Below are 10,816 nucleotides of genomic sequence, written 5' to 3' on the forward strand. Positions count from 1 at the left end.
CTCAAGACCGCGGACAGATCACGTAAAAGACAATCCTTGAAGGACGTCAGTCAGGGTTAGAGTCACGCAGCCTCAAGACTCTTCTCATCATTACCGTCAGGGTGAGTTGAGGCCAGTAGCTCAACGAAGCCAACAGGGCTGCGGTCACGAGTTGGCGAAGCAACGTGTAACCGGGTACCCAAAATGACGCACTGAGTGTTCCCTTTCGTGTGCCGTGTACCGTCGAGTGATGCCAAGCTACGAAAGCTCCGACGGGTCAGCACTTCACTACGATGACGTGCGCCGCAAGGGCAGCGACGGCGACAAATGCCCGGTTATTCTCCTTGCCGGAGGAGCGGCCCGCCACCCCAGCTACCTTGGTGATCTGGCCGGGCTCAGCGATCGGCACCGCCTGATCGTGCCCCACCTGCGAGGTGTCGGACGCACGGCCGCGCCTAACACGGAAGAGCGGGGGTCGTTCTGGACTCAGGCCGACGACATCGAGCACCTGCGTGTTCATCTCGGCCTCGATCGCGTCGTTCTGGTGGCTCACTCGGCGGGAACGAGATTGGCCCTTGCCTACGCGGCGCAGTTCGCGCTCCGCGTTGCCAGGTTGGTGCTGATCACTCCTCCGGCGGCTTATCTCGTCGATGAGCCATCCGATGCTCACACGCTCAGCGAGAAGCGGCGCGGGGATTCGATTTTCGAAGCCGCTTTCGCAGCTTTGGAGGCGGGGCCCCAGACGGTTGACGATGACGGGTTCAACGCCTGGCAACAGGAAACGGCGCCGGCCGGATACTCAACCTGGGGCGCAACAGAGCGATCCCATGCGACCATGGGGCGTTGGAGCCTGCCCGCTACGAAGGCGTATTTCAGTGTTCCCCCACCGCGCGACCTCGCGGTGCGGCTGGGGCAGGTGATGGCACCCGTGTTGGTGATTGCCGGAGCCGAGGACTGCCTCACCGGATTAGCGCCGGTGGCCGCGCTGGCACGCCTCTTTCCCACAGGTGAATGCGTGGTCATCGACGGGAGCGGGCACTACCCGTGGGTCGAACAGCCGGCTGCCTTCCGGGGAGCGATCGACGCGTTCCTCGAGCAGCCGTCCAAATCGGCGACGACGAGTGCCTGATTGCCCGGACAGGGGTTCCCCGTAGGGGCGCTGTGCTCCTCCAAGTCGGTGGTGCCATTTGTAGCATTCCCGGTGCACGGACAGCGTCCCCTTGGATCCTGTTGGCGTGCCGGCCGGGCCAATGTACAGGTTTTGACCGCAACGATGGACTTTCATTTCGCAGCAGTCAAGACCGACCATTTTCGCCATGGCTTTTGAGTATCCGCTCGTCTTCTCTCCGCTGGGCCCTAGTGTCTGAAATGGGGGACATGAAAGTCGCGATAAGGCCGACGTCGAACGAGACGCCGCCGACGGGGGTGTGACACTTTATGGCCGGGCGGACATAACTAGATATGAGCAACGATTTGGACGACGAAGCGGCGACGTGGGTGCAGGCATGCGCCGGAGACGGTGCAGCGTTCGCGTCCCTTTTCAGGTATCACCAGGCGCGCGTCTATCGGCGCGCATTATCTCTCGTCTCCAACGCCCACGACGCCCAAGATGTCACGGCGGCCGCTTTCTTCGAGCTGTGGCGTAAACGTCGATCGGTCAGGCTGGTCGACGGGACCGTGATGCCGTGGCTGCTGGTAGCTACCGTCAATATCGCCCGCAACCACAGGCGCGCCGCCGTCCGATACCGGCGCGTGATTTCCTCCCTACCGCGTGAGGAGACGGTCAACGCGGAGTCCATCGCAGTAGCCAATGTTGAGACTGAACTGTTGGGAGTGCGACTGACCGAGGCGCTGGGACGCGTCGCAGCCGCGGATGCCGCCCTGCTCGTTCTTACCGTCCTGGAGGAGCTCAGCGTCAGCGATGCTGCCGCTGCCCTGGGCCTGAAACCGGGAGCCGCCCGGATGCGTCTGCACCGCGCTCGGCTACGACTGCAAGCAGATCTCAGCGACGATCACCGTCGCAATATCCTGCCCATCCCCGAAGGAGAACACGCATGACGACACCGACCCTCGATCCGGTTTTCGCCGACGCGGTGGAAAACGAACTCGCCGCCCTCGGGACCACGAACAGCCAGCTGCAGCGGCACCAGCGCCGCGCCCGCGGCCTCGCCGCGACCATCGGAACTGTCGCCCTGGCCGGCGCCCTGACCGGTGGCGCGCTCATCATCTATGGCCTCCCCGGTGAAACAACCACGACACCGCTCGGCAGCGTCGTCAGTGGAACCTACACAGGAACAGCGAGCGTCGACCTCGGCGACGTACCCACCGGAGCCGGTGCCGTGATCCTCGAAATAACCTGCACAACGGGAGGAACCATGGAGATCCCCCTCAATGGCGGATCCGGAGGCGACACCGCATCGTGGGACTGTAGCAACCCCATCAAGAAAGCCACTACCCGCATCACCGACGGCAAGCTGCCAGACGCCGGCACCACCTCGATCACCATCACCGCAGACCCCGGCACGCGGTGGAGCGTAGTGGCGCAGTACGCCAACGCATCGACCACCGCGTGGGGCGTCAACGACAACGGGCAGACCTACGGCGTTCCAAATGACAACGGACTCCCCGATCTCAGCGCCGCGCAAGCCACCAACGGAAAACTGGGCTACATCCTCGAATCGGAACTTTCCACCGCGGTCGACGGCTCCATCAACGTCTACGACTCAGATGGCACCACGATCCTGGGCCAATTCCCCATCGGCGACAACTGACCATGACTGGAGACCTATCGGACACGGTCCCCTGGACTCTTGCTCAGCGGCTACCCGCTCAAATACGTCCAAGCGACATCACCCTCCCGCCAACCCAGCCACTCGACCTCAGCCACCTCAGCGACTTGAGCAATCGACCAACCGAGGCACGACAATAGGCACCCTCCCGCCGGAAAGTACCGCAAACCACGCCGACAATTGAAACGCTTCCATGCAGGCAATCGATGCTCAGTGTCGCTACTCGCTCCCGTAACGAGCGTCCCGCAGAGGGTTCCCCTGCGAGCCTTGGGCGCGAGCACCAAGGCAGTCCCCGGTTCACGACAACGGTGCGTCAAGAGACGCCCGATTTGCGGGCCGACGGATTACTCGGTGAACAGAACGCTGACAGATAGTTTGTGAACATGACAGAGTATCGACGCCCCACGTTCCCGGTGGAGATCTACCGGAATGAGCAGGGCCACCCGATTGATTATGGAAATCGATGGGGAGGAGCGTCTCCACCAGGAGACTCGTATTCCCGCGTTAGTAATCCGCAGCGATTCGCGCCGACGCACAAAGTCGCCGACGCTCTCATCGAATGGCTGCAGACCACCTTCGACGTCGCCATGGACCAAACCCCGAACGTGGCTGACGATCTTCTCCTCCTGCCAAATGACGTTGTTCGCGCATTGCGGGTCGTGCCTCGCGACCCGACAGCGGCCCCGCTGACATTTGTCCTCACGCGGTTCCCAGGCGTCTACCTTCACGCGGGTTTGCTCCACGACTTCCACTTCCCCGCGTGCGGCTGTGATGCCTGTGACGACGATGTCCTGAGTCTGGCGGAGGAGCTCGAATGGACCGTGCGCACTGTCGTGTCAGGCGGTTATTCTGANCTGAGCGATTCGGTCCCGGGCGGGGCGACTGGATTGAATGTCGGCTCGAGGAGCCAGGGGTCGGGATGCGATCCGGGCGCAGCCGCACCGCGGACCTGCCCGAGGACCGGGTCAGGTTCGCGCGAACCGGGCTACCGGCGGCAGGACAGTGGTCCGCTTGGCCATTGCTGCCGAAGGGCGAAGCCGACGCAACCGGCTGATCGCCCGAGCTTGCTGTGCCGGTGAGCGTTCCCCTTTGGGCTCCGGGCCCATTCGCCATGGCACAGTTGGCAGATGACTGCCGATCCGGGACACCCAAACCAGCTCGTCCTTCCTCTGCTGGCAGGGCGAACCGTCACCCTGCGCTCGTTTCGCTCGGACGATGTCCCGATGATTCAAGAAACATCACAGGACGACCTGATCCCGACCATCACCAGCGTCCCGACTGACAACAGTGAGGAAGCCGCCCTCGCCTTCATCGAGCGGCAGCACGAACGGTTGCACACTCGGACAGGGTATTCATTCGCGATCGCTGACGAGAACGACCTTGCCGTGGGACAAATCGGGCTCTGGCTGGAGCATGAGAATCACGGACGCGCGAGCGTCGGCTACTGGATTCGACCCTCAGCTCGAAACCGCGGATACGCCGCCGACGCGATCGCCGCGGTTGTCGACTGGGCTCGGACTCTCAGGCAATTGCACCGGCTCGAGCTTTACGTGGAGCCCTGGAACGAGGGCTCGTGGCGTGCCGCAGAGCGCGCTGGTTTTCAACGCGAGGGCCTCCTGCGTTCATGGCGGCCAGTCGGCGGGGTGCACCGTGACATGTACGTGTACTCACTGATCACGAAATGAGGTCTGCCCGTCAAAGGTTGGGCTGTCGGTCTGCCTGGCCGAGCGCCTCAATCAACTGGAACCGCTCCAGCACGACGAGCGTGTCGTCATCGACTGTGAAGTCTCGATTGTTGAGGAAGTCACGCATATCCGTGCTGTGCCAGAAGGCTTCGTGACCGCGGCGCCAGGCGGCTACGGAGTCGAATCCTTCGCCCTCGTCGCGCGCATGCTCGAGGCCGACGTCAGCAAGTCGGACAATCTCGACCGCAACCGTCTGGATGATCGCCACCGCGGCATCGTTGGAATCCACGACCGTCTGCTTGTTCCCGATGATCGGCAACTGTTCGTCCTCAATCGAGTACTCCACGAGGGTCGAGCTTGTGGAGGTCTTCGTGCCAGCCAGGATTGCGGCAATCAGCCGATCCCGAAGTGGGCCCGGAAAACCGAACTCAGCAATCTGGAATTCGCCGTGGCCAGTCATGAGGTGATTTTACGTGCCGAGGCTCGCGACCCTGCGCCGTAGGCCGTTAGCCTTCCGGGATCTTGGCGAACGCCTTCTTGGTGGCGGAGTACCAGTCCATTGATCGTTTTGGGTGCTTCCAACGATCTTTCATTTCCTTGTGCGCTTGCTCGTGGATGTTGTCTCCGGCCTTGACCGCGTCTCTGAGATGGCGGTCTTGGGCCTTGATGGCGTCATCGGCGGTTTCGCCGGTCAATGGTTGTTCGCATGGGCCGCCCAACTGGCGGCAGGTCATTGTTTTCATCGACTCGAATCCTGACTGTGAAGGCGGAGCCCCGTCTGAGGTCCGCTACCTGTATGACGGTGGAGCATGAGCAAGTGTGACCGCAGAGAGGTTGGATTGGAGAACGCTGCCTGTCAGTTCCGCAGCTCTCCTGCTCTACGTCGGGTGAGGTGTTCCAAGATGGCCGGGTCGGCGCGGAAATTGATCCGAGAGACGACCCCGTCGATGACCGTGAAATCAAACGCGACCCGTGGCGAGCCACGGTGAAACCATGCCGCCCCGGGGCGGCCATCGATGAATACCGGCCACGCTGCTTTGGCAGCGCCGTTGAACATCGTTGCGACTGCGTTCCGTCCTTCTATGTGGGCGGGGGTGCCCGCTGAGATTGCCGCTTCGTCACCGGCGACCACCACACCCGGCGCCAGCAGTGCAAGAAGTTGCTCAAAATCACCTTGCCGTGCGGCGGCAAGGAACGCGTCCACGACTTCCCAGTCAGCTCGACGGTGCGGGGCGCCCTGTTGGCGGACTTTGCTGCGCGCCCTCGACGCGAGCTTGCGTGCAGCAGCGGGAGTGCTTCCGAGGATCAGGGCGATCGTGGGGAAGTCAATGCTGAAGCTGTCGTGGAGCACGAACGCTACCCGCTCGTTTGGCGTGAGGCGGTCCAAGACCACCTGGAGCGCAATCCCGACCATGTCGGCCAGGGCAAGCGCATCGGCTGGATCTTGAGTTAGCGAAGGGAACGCTTGGTCGTCTACGAGAATCGGTTTCGGGGCGCGCAGCCTGTCCAGACAAAGCCGTGTGGTCACCGTGGTCAGCCAGCCGGCCAGGTTGTCGATGATAGCCTCCGTCGAGTGAAGGCGCAGCCAGGCTTGCTGGACTATGTCTTCGGCCTCTGAGTTGTCCCGTAGGATGCACCCGGCAATACGCAACAACCTGGGGCGTTCTCGCTCAAAAGCCGCCGTCTCGTCCATCCGTGTCACGCTTTCCGTCGAGGTCTCATACTATGAGTGACGTGCGGGCCGTGCCCGGTGTGACCGAGAGGTAGCTCAGATTACAAAGAATTCGATAGATGAGATCTATGCCGCCCTGGGCGACTGGCGTGGCGACATACTGGCCCACATTCGAAACTTGATCGTAGAGGCCGTGCCCAACGTGGTCGAGGAGACCAAGTGGCAGAAGGAGACCAACCCGCTCGGCGTACCCACCTGGAGTCTCGATGGCATCATCTGCACGGGCGAGACCTACAAGGACAAGGTCAAACTCACCTTCGCGAAAGGCGCCTCGATCCACGATGCCGACGCACTCTTCAATGCGAGCCTGAACGCGACCGTGAGGCGAGCCATCGACCTCCACGAGGGTGACAAGATCAACGCCACAGCCTTCCAAGCGCTCGTCCGCGCAGGCGCAGCGCTCAACGCAGCATAGAGAAGCAAACCTGCCCGGTTCAGTGGCCCAGGCGAACGAGGCTGTCGAGCCCTGCAGTCAATGGCACGCTGAGCGCACGAGTCTGAGTCGATACTCGCGCCACAGCGCCGTGTTGTAACTGCTCGACTCAACCCTGCCGCCCAAAATGCAGGGCGGTTCGCTGTGATTGTCCGGTAGACGTTCCCCTGAGGCCGAATTGGACAGCGCTCTCTCTCAGGTGCAGGGCGTACGGCCGCCAGAGAGTGAACCGCGCACGTCGTTTTCGCAAGCACCTCCGCCTTAGCGGGGAAAGGCAGGCCTATGAGGCTGTGGGCGTGTCTTCGTTCGAAACGAGCATCTTGACGACGGATGCCACGGCTACGACTGCTCCGATGAGCAAGCCGCCCCAGCCAAGGAATTGCTCAACCAGCGTCGGGGAAGTACCCAGCTCATCAACGCGGATTCCCGTGTTCGTAAGGAAGATGGCCGCACCCAGCGCGATCAGAACTCCGACGATCAAACCAATAGTGCTGCCTCTTCTGCTGCGCATGTGTTGATCCAATCAGTTTTCGCGACTCTATCGTCTCCAACGCGAGTCGCGTTGTCCTCGCGCTCAGGGTTCCCAAACGTCACTCCCCCGAGACTTCGGAACTTCGGCGAATCTGCGCCGGATGTGCGTCCCAAAACGTCGAGTTTGCGGCACCCTTCGTCAAGCTACTCTCGGAGTCATTTTGAAGACGTTTGTTCGACAAGCGAGGGCCGACGATCTGGAACTTCTTGAAGCGATCGAGAATGAAGCTGACGCGCTGTTCGCGACCGTGTTCTCGATAGACGGCTGGCGGCCTGCTCCTTCTTATTCGAAGCCATCACAGCAGAATGGCTTCATCCTCGTAGCCAGCGACAGGCCAGGATCGGATGCGATCGGGTTTGCCCACGTCCTCGAAGTCCGTGGCAGCGGCCATCTCGAGCAGCTATCGGTCAGGCCGTCAGCGGCGCACCGCGGGCATGGGCGTGCGCTCGTCGAAGCAGTCAAGAGCGAATCAAGACTGCGCGGATGCAAACGGGTCACCCTGCGAACGTTCGCGGACGTTCCGTGGAACGCTCCCTTCTACTTGAGCTGTGGCTTCATCGAGCGTGATCCCGATTCTGGTTTTCTTCGAGATCTGCTAGTGACAGAGCAACAGCGAGGACTCGGATACGGCCGGCGTGTTCAAATGAACTTCGACCTGACTGATGAGTTACCCCGATAACCGTTTCCCGGGGAGAGACGATTCGTTTCGCACCGAGATCGAGGGCCCATCGGTCTCAGGCAGACCCCACAGATAGGTTGGTTGCATGTTGACTGATTCAGTGCGACGCGCATACGGGGAAAGAGCTGGCGAGTACACGGAAGCACTCGGAACGCTCACTGCGATGCCGCCAGAAGATCAGAAACTGATCTCTGTCTGGGCTCGCGATATCGGCGGCCCAACGATCGACGCCGGATGCGGCCCCGGCCATTGGACAAAGCTTCTGCACGATCACGGTGTGGCCGTCGAAGGTATTGACATGGTGAATGAGTTCATCGATAGCGCCTCTGCCCGATTCCCTAAGGTTCCATTTCGAGTGGCAACGCTCGAAGCTCTACCAGCCGACGACGGCACACTCGCCGCGGTGCTCTCTTGGTACTCGATCATCCACACCCCGCCCCATGATGTGCCGGCGGTCCTCAGCGAGTTCGCCCGCTGCATCCGGCCTGACGGAACACTGCTTCTCGGATTCTTCGAAGGTGAACAGATCGAAGCGTTCGATCATGCAATCGTCACGGCGTACTACTGGCCGGTTTGGGTGATGCATGATGAGCTGGCTGCTGCTGGCTTCGACATAGTCGAAACGCACACAAGAGCCGATCCTGGCCAGCGGCCGCATGCGGCGATTATCGCCCGCCGCCGCAATTAGCTTGCCCGGTGAGGGTTCGTCTTACGGGAAACGAACGCCGGCGTTGAGCGCTGGAATCAGATCGCATCGCTGAAAGACGTGCCTCCAAACCCATGGGATGTGAGACGTCTCGCCGTCGCGATACTGGTGTGGGCTTTGCCGCAGAATTTCGCGGACCAGTGATGCCCGCAGAAGATCGTCAGTTCGATTCTGACAGGCGGCTCCCTCCCGGGGATCCAACACATTCCACGCCGAGGAGCGAACGCTTCAATCGTTAAGCGCCGCTTCAAGATCGTATTCGGAGTACCCGAACGTGTAGTCAGTGTCCTTCCCGTTCGAGGCCCAGATGTCTGCCGCATCCCAAACACTGAGCGACTCGCTGGTTCCACTCGACCATTCGTCGGCGGTCGCTCCGACCTCGTGATCTTCCCCGATCATGCAGCGGCAGTCAGTGACCACCTGCTCTTCGTTGCCTTGGGGGGTCGTGTACTTGACATGCTGTGAGCCGGTCGGCATGCGTATCTCCCTATCGAGGAAGGCGCGCTCGACCTCCTGTCGCCATCATGCCGCCAAATCGCCTCAGAGTGTTAGCGCCGGCTGAAAAGAGGGCCAGCATCGCCCACCGACGTTCCAGGTCCTCCATGCAGGAACAGCAGAACCGGATTGCGTGTTGATGTTCCGCTTGTCGAGACGAGTGTGACGATGTCGCACCTCTGAATTTCCCGAGTTTCTAAGTCGGCTGTGGCTCTACGAGCTGAACGGTTCGATAAGCCCCTGGTCCTCGCTGTCCAGAGTGCGGACATTGTTGACGGTCCGGGAAACCGGATACGCCGCAACAGTCTTGGCGACAGCAACAGAGCTACGGTCAAGCATCGACAGCGCTTCCTCCGTGTCGCTGATCTTCGCCGGGCTCAGCCATCGGTCCCACACGTTCGGCTTCAAGAACACGGGCATGCGGTCGTGGATCTCACCCGACGCGTCTCGCGCTGCGCGCGTGATGATTGTGAACGAGATCTTCCACACGTCATCCTCTTGGCGGGCCGCATAGAGGCCCGCCGCGGCCAGCACATCGCTAGCGCCATGGATGAAGAAGGGCTGCTTGCCATCGTCCATCTGCTGCCACTCGTAGTAGCCGGACATGGGCACCAGGCACCGTTGGCTGGCAAACGCGCTGCGGAACATGCCGTTACTGGCCACCGATTCCAGGCGCGCGTTGATGGGGGCGGGGCCACCCGGCTTCGCCCAACCTGGCTTCAAGCCCCACGATGCCAGGTCAACGTCCCGCTGCACTGTTTCGTCGTGGATCCATTCGCGCACGATAGGTGCCGAGTCCGTGGGGGCAACACTGTACGAGGGCTTCCAGTCAGCCGTGTTGGCGCCGGTGGCGTCGAAGAGGCTCAGCAGCTCGTCTGTCGTATTGGGGACCACGTATCTGCCGCACATGCAGTTAAAACTAGCTCTCCCCCGACCTCGTCAGCAATGGGATCGTCCCTTCATCTTCTGAGCACCATCGCTGTAAGAGACGTCAAGCAAGCCGAACGATGCGGCACTCGGGGCAGCACCAGTAGGGACCTTCATCTGTGCCCTCGATCACCATGGGCACCAGGCAGCGTTCGCAGTTCGGCACACCCAGCTCGTCGTCCATGTCGGACACACTACGCGTGCACCTGTGGTTGGTCTTGAAACGCACTAGGAGGAAGCGGAACCGGACGGGGCGTGTTCCGCGTCGCAGATGACGCGCAATTTCCAATTTCGCACCGAGGACACCATTCTCCGTCTCAGCTGAGGCCAATGACGCGGCTCACACCGATGCCAGCATCTCCCGCCATGCTTCGTCAACCTGGTCTGTGAGATCAATGCCGTGCCGTTGTGCCTGGCCGACACGGATCGCGATTCCATTGGTGTGCTCGCGGTGGACTCCGAATTCCTGAACCTCAGCAGCCGTCCACTCAAAGGCGCCCTCAACCCGGTCATTGACGGTGTCGATGAGCACGAAGATGCACGCATCAAATCCAAATGATCGGATCACTGAGAAGACACCCGACGGGCTGGTCTCAGGACGGATGTTCCGAACCTTAACCTGGATACGTCGGCCGTCGGTCGCGATGAGGTCGTAGGCCTTCTCAGAATTCGGTGCCAGCGTGCCTCCATACACAATTGACGCCGCATACTCCGCCAAGTCACCAACGGGAGCGTTGTTCGTCCGGACAAGGTTACGTCCCCGTGAGTGGTGTGGTTTCCCGCTCTTGAGCGTTGCTTCGTCAACGTGAAGAGCCACCGTGGGATGGTCAGTGAGTACCGACTAAAGCAACTCACAAAG

At 61.3% G+C, this 10,816-nt stretch carries 15 protein-coding genes; 8 read left to right on the forward strand and 7 right to left on the reverse strand.

What is annotated here, in order from left to right; genetic code table 11:
* Positions 1–229 precede the first annotated feature (229 nt).
* The 5 genes from E3N86_RS07435 (at position 230) to E3N86_RS07450 (ending at position 4,453) form a co-directional block, all read left to right on the forward strand.
* Positions 230–1,108, forward strand: a complete 879-nt coding sequence (locus E3N86_RS07435) for an alpha/beta fold hydrolase (protein ID WP_134511669.1) — start codon at positions 230–232, stop codon at positions 1,106–1,108.
* Between the two features lie 332 nt (positions 1,109–1,440).
* Positions 1,441–2,037, forward strand: a complete 597-nt coding sequence (locus E3N86_RS07440) for an RNA polymerase sigma factor (RefSeq protein WP_134511670.1) — start codon at positions 1,441–1,443, stop codon at positions 2,035–2,037.
* Positions 2,034–2,750 carry a hypothetical protein gene (locus E3N86_RS07445; RefSeq protein ID WP_134511671.1) on the forward strand — a complete coding sequence of 239 codons (717 nt, stop codon included), beginning with the start codon at positions 2,034–2,036 and terminating at the stop codon, positions 2,748–2,750. Before E3N86_RS07440 ends, E3N86_RS07445 begins: the two co-directional genes overlap by 4 nt.
* 401 nt (positions 2,751–3,151) lie before the next feature.
* The gene (locus E3N86_RS17835; protein ID WP_370295369.1) at positions 3,152–3,847 is read left to right on the forward strand and encodes a DUF6226 family protein; all 696 of its coding nucleotides are present in this window, start codon (positions 3,152–3,154) and stop codon (positions 3,845–3,847) included.
* Positions 3,848–3,895: 48 nt separating this feature from the next.
* A complete protein-coding gene (locus tag E3N86_RS07450) occupies positions 3,896–4,453 on the forward strand; it encodes a GNAT family N-acetyltransferase (protein WP_134511672.1) in 558 nt (185 codons plus the stop codon).
* A 10-nt stretch (positions 4,454–4,463) separates the two neighbouring features.
* On the opposite strand, the gene E3N86_RS07455 is transcribed toward E3N86_RS07450, so the two are convergent.
* The 3 genes from E3N86_RS07455 to E3N86_RS07465 form a co-directional block, all read right to left on the reverse strand.
* Positions 4,464–4,913 carry an ASCH domain-containing protein gene (locus tag E3N86_RS07455; protein ID WP_134511673.1) on the reverse strand — a complete coding sequence of 150 codons (450 nt, stop codon included), beginning with the start codon at positions 4,911–4,913 and terminating at the stop codon, positions 4,464–4,466.
* Between the two features lie 46 nt (positions 4,914–4,959).
* Positions 4,960–5,196, reverse strand: a complete 237-nt coding sequence (locus tag E3N86_RS07460) for a hypothetical protein (RefSeq protein WP_134511674.1) — start codon at positions 5,194–5,196, stop codon at positions 4,960–4,962.
* A 113-nt stretch (positions 5,197–5,309) separates the two neighbouring features.
* Positions 5,310–6,146 (reverse strand): sigma factor, encoded by an 837-nt coding sequence (locus E3N86_RS07465; RefSeq protein ID WP_134511675.1) that lies wholly within the window; start codon positions 6,144–6,146, stop codon positions 5,310–5,312.
* A 139-nt stretch (positions 6,147–6,285) separates the two neighbouring features.
* Between E3N86_RS07465 and E3N86_RS07470 the strand changes: the two genes are divergently transcribed.
* The gene (locus tag E3N86_RS07470; protein WP_255453047.1) at positions 6,286–6,600 is read left to right on the forward strand and encodes a DUF1801 domain-containing protein; all 315 of its coding nucleotides are present in this window, start codon (positions 6,286–6,288) and stop codon (positions 6,598–6,600) included.
* A gap of 298 nt (positions 6,601–6,898) precedes the next feature.
* On the opposite strand, the gene E3N86_RS07475 is transcribed toward E3N86_RS07470, so the two are convergent.
* Positions 6,899–7,129, reverse strand: a complete 231-nt coding sequence (locus tag E3N86_RS07475; protein ID WP_134511677.1) for a hypothetical protein — start codon at positions 7,127–7,129, stop codon at positions 6,899–6,901.
* Positions 7,130–7,310: 181 nt separating this feature from the next.
* Between E3N86_RS07475 and E3N86_RS07480 the strand changes: the two genes are divergently transcribed.
* Both E3N86_RS07480 and E3N86_RS07485 read left to right on the forward strand, forming a co-directional pair.
* Positions 7,311–7,829 carry a GNAT family N-acetyltransferase gene (locus E3N86_RS07480; RefSeq protein ID WP_241985978.1) on the forward strand — a complete coding sequence of 173 codons (519 nt, stop codon included), beginning with the start codon at positions 7,311–7,313 and terminating at the stop codon, positions 7,827–7,829.
* An 85-nt stretch (positions 7,830–7,914) separates the two neighbouring features.
* Complete coding sequence (locus E3N86_RS07485; protein ID WP_134511679.1) at positions 7,915–8,517, forward strand: class I SAM-dependent methyltransferase; 603 nt, start codon at positions 7,915–7,917, stop codon at positions 8,515–8,517.
* Positions 8,518–8,763: 246 nt separating this feature from the next.
* Here E3N86_RS07485 and E3N86_RS07490 read toward each other — a convergent pair whose 3' ends face one another.
* The 3 genes from E3N86_RS07490 to E3N86_RS07500 form a co-directional block, all read right to left on the reverse strand.
* The gene (locus tag E3N86_RS07490) at positions 8,764–9,012 is read right to left on the reverse strand and encodes a hypothetical protein (protein WP_134511680.1); all 249 of its coding nucleotides are present in this window, start codon (positions 9,010–9,012) and stop codon (positions 8,764–8,766) included.
* A 231-nt stretch (positions 9,013–9,243) separates the two neighbouring features.
* The gene (locus tag E3N86_RS07495) at positions 9,244–9,939 is read right to left on the reverse strand and encodes an SOS response-associated peptidase (protein WP_134511681.1); all 696 of its coding nucleotides are present in this window, start codon (positions 9,937–9,939) and stop codon (positions 9,244–9,246) included.
* Positions 9,940–10,297: 358 nt separating this feature from the next.
* Complete coding sequence (locus E3N86_RS07500; protein ID WP_134511682.1) at positions 10,298–10,774, reverse strand: hypothetical protein; 477 nt, start codon at positions 10,772–10,774, stop codon at positions 10,298–10,300.
* Positions 10,775–10,816 lie beyond the last annotated feature (42 nt).

This window comes from Cryobacterium sp. Hz7 (assembly GCF_004402815.1).
GTDB lineage: Bacteria > Actinomycetota > Actinomycetes > Actinomycetales > Microbacteriaceae > Cryobacterium > Cryobacterium sandaracinum.

Excerpts from the sequence above, each read along its gene's own strand:
- E3N86_RS07435 (WP_134511669.1), top strand. The coding sequence starts at position 230 with ATGCCAAGCTACGAAAGCTCCGACGGGTCAGCACTTCACTACGATGAC.
- E3N86_RS07440 (WP_134511670.1), top strand. The coding sequence starts at position 1,441 with ATGAGCAACGATTTGGACGACGAAGCGGCGACGTGGGTGCAGGCATGC.
- E3N86_RS07445 (WP_134511671.1), top strand. The coding sequence starts at position 2,034 with ATGACGACACCGACCCTCGATCCGGTTTTCGCCGACGCGGTGGAAAAC.
- E3N86_RS07450 (WP_134511672.1), top strand. The coding sequence starts at position 3,896 with ATGACTGCCGATCCGGGACACCCAAACCAGCTCGTCCTTCCTCTGCTG.
- E3N86_RS07455 (WP_134511673.1), bottom strand. The coding sequence starts at position 4,913 with ATGACTGGCCACGGCGAATTCCAGATTGCTGAGTTCGGTTTTCCGGGC.
- E3N86_RS07460 (WP_134511674.1), bottom strand. The coding sequence starts at position 5,196 with ATGAAAACAATGACCTGCCGCCAGTTGGGCGGCCCATGCGAACAACCA.
- E3N86_RS07465 (WP_134511675.1), bottom strand. The coding sequence starts at position 6,146 with ATGGACGAGACGGCGGCTTTTGAGCGAGAACGCCCCAGGTTGTTGCGT.
- E3N86_RS07475 (WP_134511677.1), bottom strand. The coding sequence starts at position 7,129 with ATGCGCAGCAGAAGAGGCAGCACTATTGGTTTGATCGTCGGAGTTCTG.
- E3N86_RS07485 (WP_134511679.1), top strand. The coding sequence starts at position 7,915 with ATGTTGACTGATTCAGTGCGACGCGCATACGGGGAAAGAGCTGGCGAG.
- E3N86_RS07490 (WP_134511680.1), bottom strand. The coding sequence starts at position 9,012 with ATGCCGACCGGCTCACAGCATGTCAAGTACACGACCCCCCAAGGCAAC.
- E3N86_RS07495 (WP_134511681.1), bottom strand. The coding sequence starts at position 9,939 with ATGTGCGGCAGATACGTGGTCCCCAATACGACAGACGAGCTGCTGAGC.